This window comes from Metapseudomonas resinovorans (assembly GCF_002003485.1).
Taxonomy (GTDB): domain Bacteria; phylum Pseudomonadota; class Gammaproteobacteria; order Pseudomonadales; family Pseudomonadaceae; genus Metapseudomonas; species Metapseudomonas resinovorans_D.
Genome location: NZ_BDMA01000073.1, coordinates 21783 through 37699, shown reverse-complemented (window position 1 = coordinate 37699; position 15917 = coordinate 21783). Strand labels below are relative to the sequence as shown.

At 63.3% G+C, this 15917-nt stretch carries 15 protein-coding genes; 6 read left to right on the top strand and 9 right to left on the bottom strand.

Annotated elements, in window-relative coordinates; genetic code table 11:
* Positions 1 to 2 precede the first annotated feature (2 nt).
* The 4 genes from napA to sohB all read right to left on the bottom strand — a co-directional run bounded on the left by napA (position 3) and on the right by sohB (position 4212).
* On the bottom strand, positions 3 to 2507 hold the full coding sequence (gene napA / locus MnOB_RS20170) for a nitrate reductase catalytic subunit NapA (RefSeq protein ID WP_077526006.1): 2505 nt from the start codon (positions 2505 to 2507) through the stop codon (positions 3 to 5).
* Positions 2507 to 2800 (bottom strand): chaperone NapD, encoded by a 294-nt coding sequence (locus MnOB_RS20165; protein ID WP_077526005.1) that lies wholly within the window; start codon positions 2798 to 2800, stop codon positions 2507 to 2509. The genes napA and MnOB_RS20165 overlap by 1 nt, the downstream gene beginning before the upstream one ends.
* Before the next feature lie 56 nt (positions 2801 to 2856).
* Complete coding sequence (napE, locus tag MnOB_RS20160) at positions 2857 to 3024, bottom strand: periplasmic nitrate reductase, NapE protein (protein ID WP_077526004.1); 168 nt, start codon at positions 3022 to 3024, stop codon at positions 2857 to 2859.
* A 153-nt stretch (positions 3025 to 3177) separates the two neighbouring features.
* The gene (gene sohB / locus MnOB_RS20155; RefSeq protein WP_077526003.1) at positions 3178 to 4212 is read right to left on the bottom strand and encodes a protease SohB; all 1035 of its coding nucleotides are present in this window, start codon (positions 4210 to 4212) and stop codon (positions 3178 to 3180) included.
* A 210-nt stretch (positions 4213 to 4422) separates the two neighbouring features.
* On the opposite strand from sohB, the gene MnOB_RS20150 reads away from it, so the two are divergent.
* From MnOB_RS20150 to MnOB_RS20135, 4 genes are all read left to right on the top strand, one after another.
* The gene (locus MnOB_RS20150; protein WP_077526002.1) at positions 4423 to 5133 is read left to right on the top strand and encodes a histidine phosphatase family protein; all 711 of its coding nucleotides are present in this window, start codon (positions 4423 to 4425) and stop codon (positions 5131 to 5133) included.
* A gap of 59 nt (positions 5134 to 5192) precedes the next feature.
* The gene (locus tag MnOB_RS20145; RefSeq protein WP_077526001.1) at positions 5193 to 5507 is read left to right on the top strand and encodes an SCP2 sterol-binding domain-containing protein; all 315 of its coding nucleotides are present in this window, start codon (positions 5193 to 5195) and stop codon (positions 5505 to 5507) included.
* A 206-nt stretch (positions 5508 to 5713) separates the two neighbouring features.
* Positions 5714 to 6784, top strand: coding sequence for a phosphotransferase family protein (locus tag MnOB_RS20140; RefSeq protein WP_077526000.1), 1071 nt, complete (start codon positions 5714 to 5716; stop codon positions 6782 to 6784).
* A gap of 25 nt (positions 6785 to 6809) precedes the next feature.
* Positions 6810 to 7577, top strand: a complete 768-nt coding sequence (locus MnOB_RS20135; RefSeq protein WP_077525999.1) for an SDR family oxidoreductase — start codon at positions 6810 to 6812, stop codon at positions 7575 to 7577.
* A 385-nt stretch (positions 7578 to 7962) separates the two neighbouring features.
* Here the strand turns inward: MnOB_RS20135 and MnOB_RS20130 are convergent, their stop codons facing one another.
* Complete coding sequence (locus tag MnOB_RS20130; protein ID WP_077525998.1) at positions 7963 to 8613, bottom strand: hypothetical protein; 651 nt, start codon at positions 8611 to 8613, stop codon at positions 7963 to 7965.
* Positions 8614 to 8719: 106 nt separating this feature from the next.
* On the opposite strand from MnOB_RS20130, the gene MnOB_RS20125 reads away from it, so the two are divergent.
* Positions 8720 to 9493, top strand: a complete 774-nt coding sequence (locus MnOB_RS20125) for a TSUP family transporter (protein ID WP_107504109.1) — start codon at positions 8720 to 8722, stop codon at positions 9491 to 9493.
* On the opposite strand, the gene nudC is transcribed toward MnOB_RS20125, so the two are convergent.
* Genes nudC through MnOB_RS20110 form a run of 3 tightly spaced genes read right to left on the bottom strand, consistent with a single transcriptional unit; the run spans position 9467 to position 12832 of the window.
* Positions 9467 to 10300 (bottom strand): NAD(+) diphosphatase, encoded by an 834-nt coding sequence (gene nudC, locus MnOB_RS20120; protein ID WP_077525996.1) that lies wholly within the window; start codon positions 10298 to 10300, stop codon positions 9467 to 9469. The genes MnOB_RS20125 and nudC overlap by 27 nt on opposite strands.
* 1 nt (position 10301) lies before the next feature.
* Complete coding sequence (locus MnOB_RS20115) at positions 10302 to 11981, bottom strand: FimL-related protein (protein WP_077525995.1); 1680 nt, start codon at positions 11979 to 11981, stop codon at positions 10302 to 10304.
* Between the two features lie 38 nt (positions 11982 to 12019).
* Positions 12020 to 12832: a crotonase/enoyl-CoA hydratase family protein gene (locus MnOB_RS20110; RefSeq protein WP_077525994.1), complete on the bottom strand. Its 813-nt coding sequence runs from the start codon at positions 12830 to 12832 to the stop codon at positions 12020 to 12022.
* Positions 12833 to 13050: 218 nt separating this feature from the next.
* Between MnOB_RS20110 and nhaB the strand changes: the two genes are divergently transcribed.
* Positions 13051 to 14553, top strand: coding sequence for a sodium/proton antiporter NhaB (nhaB, locus tag MnOB_RS20105; RefSeq protein WP_077525993.1), 1503 nt, complete (start codon positions 13051 to 13053; stop codon positions 14551 to 14553).
* Here the strand turns inward: nhaB and MnOB_RS20100 are convergent.
* On the bottom strand, positions 14537 to 15901 hold the full coding sequence (locus MnOB_RS20100) for an amino acid permease (RefSeq protein WP_077525992.1): 1365 nt from the start codon (positions 15899 to 15901) through the stop codon (positions 14537 to 14539). The genes nhaB and MnOB_RS20100 overlap by 17 nt on opposite strands.
* Positions 15902 to 15917: the final 16 nt, after the last annotated feature.

Sequence of the window (15917 nt, the reverse complement as noted above, 5' to 3'; positions counted from 1 at the left end):
CCTCACGCCAGGCTGACCAGTTCTATGCGGACCGCGCACTTCTTGAAATCGGTCTGCTTGGAGATGGGGTCAGTGGCATCCAGGGTGACCTTGTTGATCAGCTTGTTGGCATCGAAGAACGGTACGAACACCAACCCCTGCGGTGGCTTGTTGCGCCCACGCGTTTCCACCCGCGCGCGGATCTCGCCGCGTCGGCTGATGACCTTCACTTCACTGCCACGGCGCAGCTTCAGCTCTCGCGCGTCATCGGGATGCATGTAGACCAGTGCATCGGGAACCGCCTTGTAGAGTTCGGGAACGCGCGCCGTCATGGTGCCGGTGTGCCAGTGTTCGAGCACGCGTCCGGTGCTCAGCCAGAAGGGAAATTCCTGGTCCGGCATCTCGGCTGGCGGCTCGTAGGGCAGCGCGAAAATGATCGCCTTCTTGTCCGGGTAGCCGTAAAACTGCACGCCGCTGCCTTTGGTGACATAAGGGTCGTGCCCCTCCCGGTAACGCCAGCGGGTTTCCTTGCCATCCACCACCGGCCAGCGCAGCCCGCGCGCCTCGTGGTATGCGTCGAAGGGAGCCAGGTCGTGCCCGTGGCCGCGACCGAAACTGGCGTACTCCTCAAACAGGCCCTTCTGGAGGTAGAAACCGAACGCCTTGGCTTCGTCATTGGCGTAGCCCTGGGCGACCTCCTCTGAGCCATAGGCATCGACCTGGCCATTCTTGAAGAGCACTTCGAAAAGCGTCTTGCCCTTGAGTCCGGGCGCCGTGGCCAGCAACTCTTCTGGCCAGACCTCATCGGTGGTGAAGCGCTTGGAGAATTCGACCAGTTGCCAGAGATCGGACCTGGCCTGCCCCGGCGCACTGACCAGTTGATGCCAGAACTGCGTACGGCGTTCAGCATTGCCGTAGGCACCCTCTTTCTCCACCCACATGGCGCTGGGCAGGATCAGATCCGCGGCCTGGGCCGACGTGGTCGGATAGACGTCGGAAACGATCACGAAGTTGTCCGGGTTGCGCCATCCAGGCAGGGTTTCCTGCATCAGGTTCGGGCCCGCCTGGATGTTGTTGCTGACCTGCTGCCAGTAGACGTTGAGCACACCATCCTTGAGCATCCGACTCTGCTCGACAGCGTGGAAACCTGGCTTTTCCTGGATCGTGCCGGGTGGAACCTTCCAGATTTTCTCAGCGGTTTCCCGATGCTTCGGATTAGCCACCAACAGGTCGGCGGGAAGGCGATGGGAGAAGGTGCCGACTTCCCTGGCTGTGCCGCAGGCGGAAGGCTGGCCGGTGAGGGAGAACGGGCTATTGCCCGCTTCACTGATCTTCCCGGTGAGCAGGTGAATGTTGTAGATCAGGTTGTTTGCCCAGACCCCACGCGTGTGCTGGTTGAAACCCATGGTCCAGAACGACACCACCTTGCGCTTCGGATCGGCATACATCTCGGCCAGGGCTTTCAGGTGCGTAGCGGAAACCCCGGACTCCTTGGCCGCACGTTCGAGGGTGTAGGGTTTGACGTAGGCGGCGAACTCATCGAAACCGATGTCCGACCAGGTGTTGGCCTTGGCCGCATTCTTCGCCTTTTGTTCCAGCGGGTCGGTGGGCCGTAGCCCGTAGCCGATGTCTTCAGCGCCGTGGGCGAACCTGACGTGCTTGTCGATGAAGTCCTGATTGACCGCGCCGCTCTGGATGATGTGGTTGGCGATGTAGTTGAGGATGAACAGGTCGCTCTGCGGCTTGAACACCATGGGGATGTCGGCGAGATCGAAGCTGCGGTGCTGGAAGGTGGACAGCACCGCGACCTTGACCTGGGGCGCACTGAGCCGGCGGTCGGTGACCCGCGACCAGAGCACCGGATGCATCTCGGCCATGTTCGAACCCCAGAGCACGAAGGTGTCCGTGGCCTCGATATCGTCATAGCAACCCATTGGCTCATCCATGCCGAACGTGCGCATGAAACCCATCACGGCGGAGGCCATGCAATGGCGCGCGTTGGGGTCGATGTTGTTGGAGCGGAATCCGGCCTTGAACAACTTGTTCGCGGCATACCCTTCCCAGATCGTCCACTGACCGGAGCCGAACATGCCGATGGAGCTTGGCCCCTTGGCCTTGAGGGAGGCCTTGAACTTCTCCGCCATGATGTCGAACGCCTGGTCCCAGCTAATGGGCTGGAATTCGCCCTGCTTGTCGAACTTGCCGTCCTTCATGCGCAGCAGCGGTTCGGTCAGGCGGTCGCTGCCGTACATGATCTTCGACAGGAAGTAGCCCTTCACGCAGTTGATGCCACGGTTCACCTCGGCCTTGATATCGCCGTGGGTCGCGACGACCTTGCCATCGCGGGTGGCAACCATTACCCCGCACCCGGTGCCGCAGAACCGGCAGGGTGCCTTGTTCCATTCCAGGCGGGTCATATCCGATTCGGTGATGAGGTTGCTGGCGGTGCTGAAGATCGGCAGGCCGACGGCCGCAGCCGCGATGGCAGCGGCATTGGCCTTGGCAAATTCACGGCGAGTGAGTTTCATCAGGCATCTCCGGTGTGATTGCCGTCCACGGTCAGTTCGGTACGTTCCGGATCGTCGAGGATTTCGTGATAGACCAGCGCGGCGTTGAGCACGCCCGGCAGGTTCTGAATGCTGTCGAGGGTCGCAAGAATCCTGCTTTCATCCGCGGCTTCGAGCACAACCACCAGCTTGCCTTCGGGGCTTTCCTGGTGGAGTTCGAGGCCCGGAATCCGGCGCAGGTTGTCTTTCACCGCGGCCAGCAGGTGGGGATGGAGATGTACGATCAGACTGGCGATGTGCAGAGGTTCCGGCATCGTCCTTGGCCTCATGGGAGTCAGTCGTGCGGCGGGCGAGTAGCGCGGTGGGCGCGTTACGCAGGCGGACCAGGCGGCCCGGCGATCATCTGGTACATCCAGACGATAAAGCCGTAGCCGCCGACGATCATCACGGAAAGGATGGGAAACAGGCAGGCAACCAGGAACAGGAAAAGCCGGGTTTCCTTGCGCTTGCTCGTGTCACTCCCGCTATCGGCAGTCATGGCAGCAGATCTCCATCGGGAATAGGAGTTAGCCTAGATCATGCAGACAGAAGTGCAGCGAAGAGACGTGCGACGGAAGCGCGCGGCGACTCGATATGAAGGAATCGAGACGCCGCACTGGAGACGATCAGAATGCCTTGGCAGCGCTCAGGTTCACTGCCAGAAGCGTTGCTGGCTGAGACGCTCCCACCAGCTCAGCAGCACGCGATCGACCGCCACGCTGGCAGCAAGTCCTACGCGCTCCTGCAAGCTCTTGCGAGCAGCGAAGTGCAGATGGAACAGCTCCGCTTCCTTGGCACGCGCGGCAAGGTACTCGTCGCTGGTACTCAGCTCATCCACCAGCTGCTTGTCCCGTGCTGCCATGCCCAGCCAGACCTCACCCGTGGCGATCTCGGCCATATCCAGCTGCGGGCGATAGCGCCCGACGAAGCCCTTGAACAGCTCATGGGTGGTTTCCAGGTCTTCCTGGAACTTCTGCCGGCCCTTTTCGGTGTTCTCGCCGAACACCGTCAGCGTGCGCTTGTACTCGCCGGCGGTGAGCACCTCGAAGTCGATATCGTGTTTCTTCAGCAGGCGGTGTACGTTGGGCAACTGCGCCACGACACCAATGGAACCGATGATGGAGAACGGCGCCGCGAGGATCTTGGTGCCGATGCACGCCATCATGTAACCGCCACTGGCCGCGATCTTGTCCACGCAGACGGTGAGCGGTACGCCGGCATCGCGAATGCGCGCCAGTTGCGAAGAAGCCAGGCCATAGCTGTGCACCATGCCGCCGCCGCTTTCCAGTCGCACCACCACTTCGTCCTTGCTCGTTGCCATGGACAGCAGCGCCGTCACTTCATGGCGAAGGTGATCAGTGGCCGAAGCCTTGATGTCGCCGTCGAAGTCCAGCACGAAGACCCGGGGCTTCGCTTCGGCTGTCTTCTTCAGCTTCTTCGCGGTTTTCGCCGCCTTGGTTTCGGCCTTGCGCGCGGCTTTCACATGCGCCTTGTCCAGCACCGAGTGCTCCAGGCGCTCGCGCAGGTCCTTGTAGAAGTCATTGAGCTTGCGCACATCCAGATGGCCACTGGCTACGCGACGGTTACGGCCACGCAACGCCGCGATGACCACCAGCACGACGAGGATGGCCACCAGCACGGTTACGGTCCGGGCCAGAAAGCCTGCGTACTCGGCAAAGAACTCCACTTGAATCTCCCCTTGTTATCCCAGCTGGCGCCGGCTTTTCGGCGGCGCCAAAAGCAGCAAGCATAACGGCGCCACCCCTGGCTCGCCAGCCAACGGAAACGTCTGCATAAACAGCGGGAATGCATTCAAACAAGCGTATGTTTTTTCGTTGACAGCCCTCTGGCTTCCTCATACCCTCGCGGAACTTTCAACCTCACGGGACGCCAGTACGTGGGCAGTATCTACCTGATAAGACATGGCCAGGCCTCCTTTGGCGCCGATGACTACGATGTCCTCTCGCCCACCGGCATCCGCCAGGCCGAGGTACTCGGCGCCCACCTTGCCCAGCTGGGCCTGCGTCTGGATCGCTGCTACAGCGGCGACCTCCGGCGCCAGCAGCATACCGCCCAGGCCGCACTCGCCCAGTTCGACGCTGCCGGCCTCGGCGCCCCCGCGGTACAGATCGATCCGGCCTTCAACGAGTTCGATGCGGACGCGGTGATTCGTTCCCTGCTTCCAGACCTGCTTACAGAAGAACCCGAAGCCTTGCACATACTGCGCAACGGCGCGCAGAACCGGGCCGAGTTCCAGCGCCTGTTCTCCAAACTGGTACTGCGCTGGGTTTCCGGCGAACACGAAAAGCCGGGCCTGCAGAGCTGGGCCTCTTTCGTCGAGCAGGTCCGTGGCGGCCTGGACCGCATCCTGGCCAACGCGGACAGCAAGCAGAACATTGCCGTGTTCACCTCGGGCGGCACCATCACCGCCCTGCTCCACCTGGTCGCGGGCATCCCCGCCGACAGCGCCTTCGGCCTCAACTGGCAGATCGTCAACACTTCGCTCAGCCGCCTCAAGTTCCGTGGCAGCGAAGTGACCCTGGCTTCCTTCAACAGTCATGTGCATCTGGAACTGTTGAAGGCGCCGGAACTCATCACCTATCGCTGAGTCCGGCCTACCGCGGCCGGAAAGGCCGCTGGATAAAACCCTAGAAAAAGGAAAACACCATGACCAACGTTGCTGACATCGTCAAAACCATGCAGTCCAAGTTCAACGCCGGTGCCGCCGCTGGCCTGGACCTGGTATTCCAGTTCAACATCGAAGATGGCGACAACCACTACCTGGTCGTCAAGGACGGCACCTGCGACGTACAGCAAGGTGATGCCCCGAACCCGAACGTCACCCTGATCATGGACAGCGCCACCCTGGTTGGCATCATGACCGGCGAAACCGACGGCATGCAGGCCTTCATGGCCGGCAAGCTGCGCGCCGAAGGCGACATGATGCTGGCGATGAAGCTCGGCGAGCTGTTCCCGGTCTAAGCTCAACGCTCGGATCACGAACAAGAAACCGGAGTCCCAGGGCTCCGGTTTTTTTTTGCCCGATGCAGACGGTACGGGCGAATCAGGCAGCCTGATTGTGCTGCAACACCTTTGTCTATAACGGCTCGTTCGGCTTGTGACGCCGCCAAGGCGGCATTAGATTAGCGAATAGTCTCGGGCCCCCATCATAAGTAGAAGGGATAAGCATGGCGCTTACTGATCAGTCCACCCGTATCCGCGAAGGCGAAGAGCTCGACGCAGCCGTTATCGATCCATACCTGAAGGCCAACATTCCAGGTCTGACCGGCACGCCTCGCATCAGCCAGTTCCCAGGCGGCGCATCCAACCTGACCTACCTGCTGGAATACCCGGATCAGGAATTCGTGCTGCGTCGTCCGCCTTTCGGCCACAAGGCGAAATCCGCCCATGACATGGGCCGCGAGTTCCGCATCCTCAACCAGCTCAATGCCGGTTTCCCCTACTGCCCGAAGGCCTACGTGCACTGCACCGACGAGTCGGTGATCGGCGCCGAGTTCTACGTGATGGAACGGGTGAAGGGAGTGATCCTGCGTGCCGACCTGCCGGCCGACATGACGCTCGAAGAGAGCCAGGCCCGCGAACTGTGCCGGAGCTTCATCGACAAGCTGGTCGAACTGCACAACGTCGATTACAACGCCTGCGGCCTGGGTGACCTGGGCAAGCCGGAAGGCTACGTGCAGCGCCAGATCACCGGCTGGAGCGACCGCTACGAGAAGGCGCGGACTCCGGACGCCCCGACCTGGGAGCCGGTGAAGGCCTGGCTCAAGGACAAGATGCCTGCCGACCACCACAAACCGGCCATCGTCCATAACGACTACCGCTTCGACAACGTCATCCTCGATCCGGCCAACCCGATGCAGATCATCGGCGTGCTGGACTGGGAGCTGACCACCATCGGCGATCCGCTGATGGACCTGGGCAATACCCTGGCCTACTGGATCGAAGCCAAGGACCCGGCACCCGTGCAGTTGATGCGCCGCCAGCCGAGCCACCTTCCGGGCATGCTGACCCGCCAGGAGTTCGCCGACTACTACGCCGAGCGCGCCGGCCTGCCGCCCATCACCAACCTCGACTTCTACTACACCTACGGCCTGTTCCGCCTGGCCGGCATCGTGCAGCAGATCTACTACCGCTACTTCCATGGCCAGACCCAGGACAAGCGCTTCGCCCAGTTCATCCACATGAACAAGCTGCTGGAGCAGATGAGCCTGCAGGTCATCAACCAATCACGGCTGTAAACCGGATTACAACAAGGGGAACCCCATGTCCAAGACCAACCTGTTCGACCTCGACGGCAAGATCGCCTTCGTTTCCGGCGCCAGCCGCGGTATCGGTGAAGCCATCGCCAAGCTGCTGGCCCAGCAAGGCGCCCACGTGATCGTGTCCAGCCGCAAGATCGAGGGCTGCCAGGCCGTCGCCGACGCCATCATCGCCGAAGGCGGCCAAGCCACCGCCATCGCCTGCCACATCGGCGAGATGGAGCAGATCCAGAGCGTCTTCGCCGAGATCCGCGAGAAGTTCGGCCGTCTCGACATCCTGGTCAACAACGCTGCCACCAACCCGCAGTTCTGCAACGTGCTGGACACCGACCTGTCGGCCTTCCAGAAGACTGTGGACGTCAACATCCGTGGCTACTACTTCATGTCCATCGAAGGCGGCAAGCTGATGAAGCAGAACGGTGGTGGCAGCATCATCAACGTCGCGTCCATCAACGGCGTCTCGCCGGGCGAGTTCCAGGGCATCTACTCCGTGACCAAGGCTGCCGTGATCAGCATGACCAAGGTCTTCGCCAAGGAATGCGCCCAGTTCGGCATCCGCTGCAACGCCCTGCTGCCGGGCCTGACCGATACCAAGTTCGCCTCGGCCCTGGTGAAGAACGATGCCATCCTCAACGTCGCCCTGCAGCGCATCCCGCTGAAGCGCGTGGCCGACCCGAGCGAGATGGCCGGCACTGTGCTCTACCTCGCCAGCGATGCCTCCAGCTACACCACCGGCGTTGCACTGAACGTCGACGGCGGCTTCCTCTCCTGAGGATCACCCACCAATGAAAAAGGGAGCCCGCGGGCTCCCTTTTTCATGTCTGCAATTCCGCGGGGCCGGATGCGAATGACTTCAGCCGTAGGGTGGACCACGCTCCACCGGTCCACCATTCGAGGCCCGGCATAGCGCCGCTGGTGGATGAAAAAAGCGCCATCCACCCTACCGGGCTGCAAGGGGGCGAGATGTTAGCGGATCCTCGGCAGGGCATCGCGGCACGCTCCACCGTAGGGTGCGCCATGCGCACCGGCTCAGCGTCAGCGAAGGGATAGTCCTGGCCCCATTCCCGGTGGTGCGCGCGGCGCACCCTACAGACAACGCCCATCCGCGTTCAAATAAACTCGCCCGCAGTGGCGCGACCTGCATTTCAAGTCGTGACTCAGCGCCAGTCCTTCAACGCTTCCTTGGCCACCGGATTCAGTGGCTGGGCCAACAGGCCGGTGGGTGACAGGCTCACGGAATACACCGCACCGTCAGCCATCGGCAGGTAGGTCACCCGCTGCGCCTCCGGCACGAACAGGAAGAAGTCGCGCTGGGCCAGGCGCAGCCAGCGCCAGAGATCGACGCCATACGGGCTACTCGCCAACTGGGCGCGCGGATGCTGGGCCAGGGCTTGCTGCTCGATGGCCAGGAAGCGACCGGACAATCGCTCCAGACGGTAGCCCGGCTGCAGTCCCAACAGATTGCCAAGCCCCTTCCACTTGAACAGGCGCGCGTCCAGCTGCCAGAGGTCGCCGTCCAGCAGCAACTCGCGCTCGGTTGCGCCCTCCAGCAAGGTGACCTGATAGCTCTGCGGCCCCATGGCTTTGAAGTTCAGGGTCACCAGCGGCTTGTCTTCGGGAAGCGTGTTGTAGCTCCACAGGTCCCGGGCCACCAACGCGACCAGCAGCGCCAGCGCCAGGAAAGCGAGGCCGCAGGTGCCGCGAAGCCAGCCGAGAAACCAGCTGCGGTCGAGCAGGATGCGTCCGGCTACAACCGCGACCAACACTGCCAGCAGGGCGGTTGCCCAGGCCAGGCCGTCATACTGCATGGAGCCCATTCCTTATGCGTGAAAATGCCGGCATTATGCGCAACTCCCCCCGCCGCAGCCACAAGCCACGCGGCAGTTGTAGACACGGACCTCGTTTTCCATGCCAATCCCCTTCGAGCTGGCGGTCGATCCCGCCACCCTGGCGATTCTCGCCGCCGTTGCCTTTCTTGCCGGATTCATCGATGCCATCGCCGGCGGTGGCGGCCTCCTGACCATCCCTGCCCTGCTCACTGCCGGCCTGCCGCCCCACCTGGTACTGGGCACCAACAAACTCTGCGCCACCTTCGGCTCCGCCACCGCCAGCTACACCTTCTACCGGCGCAAGCTGTTCGACCCGTCGAAGTGGCGTAATGCGCTGATCGCCACAGCAATTGGCGCCGCACTGGGCGCGGTGATCGTCCACTGGCTACCCGCCGCATGGCTCAACCAGATGCTGCCAGTGGTGGTCTTTGGATGTGGCCTGTACCTGCTGTTCGGCAAGACGCCGGATGCCGAGCATAGCCAGGACGCATCGATTCCCCGTGGCCGCCAATGGCCGCAAGGGCTCGGCCTCGGCTTCTACGACGGCGTGGCCGGTCCCGGCACGGGGGCCTTCTGGACCGTCAGCAGCCTGCTGCTCTATCCGCTGGATCTGGTACGCGCCAGCGGTGTCGCCCGCAGCATGAACTTCGTCAGCAATGCCGTGGCCCTGGTGGTCTTCATCGCCGCCGGCCAGGTGGTCTGGGCCCTGGGCATCAGCATGGGCGTGGCGCTGATGGTCGGCGCCTTCCTCGGCGCGCGCACCGCCATCAAGGGCGGTGCCAAGTTCATCCGCCCGGTATTCATTCTGGTGGTGTTGGCGCTGACCGCGCGCCTAGTGTGGCAGCACTGGATCGGCTAAGCCGAGCCGACGCGCCACGTACAGATCGATGAGGTAACGCGCGATGGAGCGCTGCGCCGGCAATGGCGGCAGCGCATCCACGGGGAACCAGCGGGCATCTTCGATCTCGCCGGGTTGCGGCACGATCTCACCGCTGCGGTATTCGGCGTGGAAGCCGAGCATCAGCGAATGCGGAAATGGCCAGTTCTGGCTGGCGATGTACTGGATGTTGCCGATCTCGACGCCCACCTCTTCCCGCACTTCGCGAGCCACGCACTCTTCCACGGACTCGCCGGGCTCGACGAAGCCCGCCAGCGTGCTGTAGACGCCACTGACGAAGCGCGGCGAACGCGCCAGCAACAACTCATCGCCACGACTGACCAGCACGATCATGCTCGGCGACAGGCGCGGGTAGTGGTGGACTTCGCAGCTCGGGCAACGCATCGCACGCTCACCCAGGACCTGCTCCATGCGTTGGCCACAGCTGCCGCAATAGCGGTTCTGGTCCGCCCAGGTACCGATCTGGCTGGCGTAACCGAGCATGCGGAAGGTATCCGGGTCGCCTTGCAGCATCACCTGGCGCAGACCCTGCCAGAAGCAGCCCGCCACGTCGGCCGGGTGAGCCAACTCCAGCAGGTAGATGGGGTCACCGTCGAAGTGACCGATGCCGTGTTCAGCCAGCACCGGCAACTCCTGGCGCTTCAGCCACTCACGGGGAAAGAGCACGCCATTGCTGTCGGTGAGGAACTGCTGCCGACTGTGCGCCACCGCCCAACCACCGGGTACGGAAGCATCCAGCAATCCCGACTGCCAGCGTTCGCCCGCCATATCAGGCCGCCACCCGCAAGCCGAGGGCGCGCACGCTGTTGGCGGCCAGGTCGAGTACATCGGTCTGGAAGCCGCGACGCATGCCGGCGCCGCCTTCGAGGTAGTACTCGAGGCTGGTCAGCGCATCGGCCAGGGTCTCCAGCATCTGCTCCGAAGGCATCAGGGAGGTTTCCAGCATCTGCTGCTGGATGTACTCGCCGCAGGCAGCGACCAGGGCGGCTGCGCGCTCCTGACCGAGGAACCACAGCCCGCCGCGCACGGCCTGCAGGCTTACCGGCACGTTGGCCAGGTGCAGTTTTTCGCCATTGGATTCCAGGTACGCCGTGATCGCGCGCTTGGCCAGAGCGAGTCCGCCCTGGGCTTCATCCAGCACCACGATGCGCGCTTCAGCCAGTTGATGATTGGCGAAAGACTCCGCCTCGTGTCCCGGCTCGACAGCCTGGCGCACACCGCGGCGCTCGCCGCTGTCGAGGCCGGCCACCATGCTTTCCACATAGAGCACCGCATCGGCGAGCTTGAGCAATTCACCGGATTCGACCGGCTTGTCTGCGCCCCAGGCCGCCACCATCGGCAGCTGTACCTGCAAGGCATTGCCGGGGGAGTTCAGACCGACCATGACCAGCGTCTTGGCCAGTTTTCCAAGCAGGACGTGCAGGTTCCCGAAGGATTCGCCCGGCGCAGTGCCGCGTTCGATCAGGTCGATCATGTCCTTGACGCTGTTCAGCTCCTCGAAGATCGCCGAGGACAGCGAACGCATCACCGCCTGGCCGGGGCCGGACAGGCGCTGGTATTCCTGCTCCAAGAGCTGGTCGGTGAAGGGCAGCGCGGTCATGCCGAAGACTTCGCGCAGCTCCTGGGAACGGGGAGCCTGGCTGTCAGCCAGCGCCACCAGGTAAAGGAGTTCCTTCTGCAGGTTACGCGGTGCCTCGTAGGCGGCGTTGGCCAGCAGCGACTTGAGTTCACGGTCCAGGCGCGAGAACAGCTGTTTGCGCGACTTGCGCGCCAGCAATTGGCCGGCCAGCTGCGACTCGATTGCCGCCGCTCCGATCCAGCAGAGGCGACCGCGCGGCTGATCGCCGTACAGGCGTTCGAGGCCGCCGAGGGCGCGCTCCATCGTGCGCAGGGCGTTTGGCACCTTGTGCCCGCGCAGGAAGCCCAGTAGCCCCTGCTGGTACGCCTGACGGAAACGCCGGCCCAAGGCATCGGGATCGGTGCCTTCCGGTAACCGGGCCTGCGCCGCGATGCGACGCGCCTGGTCCAGGCGGACGCTGAAGAAGTAGCTCTCCGGCAGTGGCGGCTGGCCGCCGGCCTGGCGCAAGTCGTTGATGGCGGGCAGCAGCAGCTCCGGCATTTCCTGGCGGTGCAGGTCGAGATTCTCCAGATAGCGACGCAACACGTGCAGCGCATTGCTCAGCGCTGCCAGTTGGACGTCGCGTTCCTCGCCCGCTCCCGTGGGGATGTCGGTGGCCTGATCCAGCAGTTCCTGGGCCAGTAGTTCGGCGCCAGTCAGCTCGATCAGATTGAGCGTTCCACGGACCTGATGCATGGCCTCCACGGCCTGCTGCAGGAGGCTGCCGTTCTGACGCTCGGCAATGAATTGCTCGAGGCTCTGTTCTGCCTGCTCCATGGTGGCGAACAGTTCGTCGCGCACCAGCCCCAGCGAAGTGACTCCAGTGACCATGCCTTAGTGCGCCTCCCGCGCGAGTGTGCGGAATCGCATCAGTCAGCGAACTCTGGCTTCTGCTTGCTCATGTGGGCTGCCATGGCGACGCGAAGATCGGCCGATTGCAGCATGGCCGCATTCCAGGTAGCGACGTACTCGAGGCCGTCGTCGACCCGGTGGTCGCGCATATAGCGGATCATTTCCTTGGTGCCGCGCACAGCGATGGGGGATTTGGCGGCGATCTGATGAGCGATGCCGAACACCCCATCGAGCATGCTGTCCGTGTCGGGATACGTGCGGTTGACCAGCCCGAGGCGCAGCGCTTCTTCACCGTCGATGGTGCGGCCGGTGTAGGCCAGTTCGCGCATCATGCCGTCGCCGATGATGCGCGGCAGGCGCTGCAGCGTACCGACGTCAGCCGCCATGCCGATGTCGATTTCCTTGATGGAGAACTGCGCATCAGCGGTCGAGTAGCGCATGTCACAAGCCGAGATGAGGTCGATGGCGCCACCCAGGCAATAGCCCTGGATAGCCGCGATCACCGGTTTGCTGCAGTTGTCGACCGCGTTGAACGAGGCTTGCAGTTCGAGAATCTTGCGGCGCAGGGTGCGCGCGTTGCGACCGGCATCGGGGCCCAACTGAGCGCCGACCGAGGCCAGCATCATCAGGTCGATGCCGGAGGAGAAATGCTTGCCCGCGCCGGAAAGCACCACAACCCGAACTTCATCGTTGTCCTCGATCTCACGGAAGATATCGACGATCTCTTTCCAGAAATCGGCATTCATCGCGTTGATCTTTTCCGGACGGTTGATCTGCACATGGGCGATCTTGTCTGCCAACTCTACGCGGAAGGCTTTGTAATCAGGCACGGGTCAGTCCTCGGCGTGCGCCACAGAAAAAGTGTCATTCAGGAAGCCCGGCAACTATAACAAGCACGAAGTAAAAGTCGATGCTGACCACTGTGACGCAGGCCACGCCATGCAATTGCCACCGCACGTGGAAAAGCCGGCTTAAATGCTTGATCTACAGAGGCCGGGCTGCCACTTTCCCGCGCCCAACCATGCCCATACGTTCAAGGACCACCTCGATGCCCGCCTCACCCGCTGCCGCACTCGGCCGCAACTTCCTCGGCAACTCTCCGCACTGGTACAAACTGACAATCATGGGGTTCCTGGTGCTGAATCCCGTGGTGCTCTGGCTGCTCGGTCCGGTGGTGTGCTCGTGGTTGCTGGTGGGCGAGTTCATCTTCGCCCTGGGCATGGCGCTCAAGTGCTATCCCCTGCTGCCGGGCGGACTTCTGGTGCTGGAGGCGATACTGCTCGGCCTGGCGACACCCGATGCGATTTACCAAGAGCTCCAGCACAACTTCCCGGTGATCCTGCTGCTGATGTTCATGGTGGCGGGCATCTATTTCATGAAGGACCTGCTGCTTCTGCTGTTCTCCCGCCTGCTGCTCGGCGTGCGCAGCAAGACCCTGCTGGCCCTGATGTTCTGCCTGCTGGCGGCCTTCCTCTCAGCCTTCCTCGACGCGCTGACGGTAACTGCGGTGATCATCAGCGTTGCGCTCGGCTTCTACGGCGTCTACCACCGCGTGGCCTCCGGCAGCGGCGCCGGCGATGAACACAGCCTCGACTCCGACCACGAAGTCGCCAGTTCCAGCCGCGAGGACCTGGAGACCTTTCGCGCTTTCCTCCGCAGCCTGCTGATGCACGCCGCCGTGGGCACCGCGCTGGGTGGCGTCTGCACCCTGGTGGGCGAACCGCAGAACCTGCTGATCGGCCACGAAGCCGGTTGGCACTTCAAGGACTTCTTCCTGCGCGTAGCGCCGGTGTCGATGCCGGTACTGGCAGCAGGGCTGTTGACCTGCGTGTTATTGGAGAAACTGCGCTGGTTCGGCTACGGTGCCCAGTTGCCGGCCAGCGTGCGGCAAGTGCTGGCTGATTTCGCCCACGAAGAGAACGCGCGGCGCACCCAGAGCCAGCGCCTGGCGCTGATGGTCCAGGGCGCGGCGGCGCTGATCCTGATTCTCTGCCTGGCGCTGCATGTGGCGGAAGTGGGCCTGATCGGCCTGCTGGTGATCGTGCTGATCACCAGCTTCAGCGGTATTACCGACGAGCACCAGATCGGCCGCGCATTCCAGGACGCCCTGCCCTTCACCGCCCTGCTGGTGGCCTTCTTCGCGGTGGTGGCGGTGATCCAGCAGCAGCACCTGTTTACCCCGATCATCCACGCGGTACTGGCGCTGCCAATGGATCAGCAACCGGGCATGCTGTTCATCGCCAACGGGCTGCTCTCGGCCATCAGCGACAACGTCTTCGTCGCCACCATCTACATCACCGAAGTGAAGAGCGCGCTGGAAGCGGGGAACATGACCCGCGAGCATTTCGACACCCTGGCGGTGGCCATCAACACCGGCACCAACCTGCCCAGCGTCGCCACGCCCAACGGGCAGGCGGCCTTCCTCTTCCTGCTCACTTCATCCGTTGCGCCGCTGGTGCGTTTGTCCTACGGCCGCATGGTGTGGATGGCCCTGCCCTACACCATCGTGATGGGAACACTCGGCTGGTGGGCCGTCAGCCACTGGCTCTGACGGCCGCGTCGGCCTGGACCCGATTGCGCCACTGGCGCCAGGTGTAGAGGGGGATGCCGGCCATCAGCACGAGGAAGCCCCAGAAGATTGCCTGTTCGCCGGTGCCGTAGAGCGCCCAGATGGAGTAGACGAAGCCCAGCACGCCGATGGCCACCAGCCGGCTACGCTCGCGCTCGGAGAAGTCGCCGGGCTTCACCGCCAGCTGCTGCAGCAGTGCGGCGGTACAGAAGGCATAGGGCACGACGCCGGTCATGGTGCCGAGCAGGATGATGACGTTGAACACGTCCACCAGGTCGCCCTGGCCATCCACCAGCACCAGCGCAGTGACCAGCACACCGGAAACCAGCAGACCATGGGCTGGCACGCCGTACTTGTTGGTCTGCGCCAGAGATTCAGGCAGCAGGCCATCGCGTGCGGTGGCCATCGGAATCTGGCCCTGCAACAGGACCCAGCCATTCAATGCGCCCAGGCAGGCGATCACCGCGCCGCCGGCCACCAGGTGATAACCCCACTCCCCCACCAGCACCCGCGCGGCATCGGCGAAAGGTGCCGTGGAACGCATCAGCACTTCCGGCGGCAGCACGCCCTGTACGGCGGTGATGGAGAGGATGTAGACCCCGGCCGCCACCAGGGTGCCGAATACCGTGGCACGGGGAATGGTGCGTTTGGGGTTGTCGACATCGTCCGCCGGCACGGTCGCCGACTCCAGTCCGATGAATGACCAGAGTGTAAGAGCCGCCGTGGTGGCGATGGCATTGGCGTATCCGCCAGCGCCTGGCGGCAGCTCACTGACCTCGGGAATTCGCAGGTATTCGGGGTGGAAGGAAAACCAGCCTAGTATCCCCACCAGCAGCAGCGGGATGAGCTTGAGCGCGGTGAGGATGTTCTGCGCCAGGCCAAAAGCACCGATGCCACGCAGATTGATCAGGGTGCAGAGCCAGATCGCTCCGATGGCAGTGCTCACCGTCAGCACCGGATCGCGCAGCGCGGGGAAGAACACCTGCAGATAACCTACCAAGGTCACGGAGATGGCCGCGTTGCCAATCCAGGCCGCCTTCCAATACGTCCAGGCGCAGAGGTAACCGGCAAAGCTGCCAAAACCATCGCGTGTGTAGGCGTAAGGCCCACCGGCCGAGGGGTTGAGCCTGGCCAGCCGAGCGAAGGTCAGCGCCAGGATCACCGCTCCAGTGCTGGAGATCAGCCAGCCGAACAGGCTGAGGCCACCGTAGGCGGCCAGGCTCGAGGGCAGCAGGAACACGCCCGAGCCGATCATGTTGCCCACCACCAATGCGGTGCAGGTCCAGAACCCCATTTTGCCGCGAGGCTTCGCCCCTTCCCCAGTCGCCATCGCGTTCCCCCGCAAG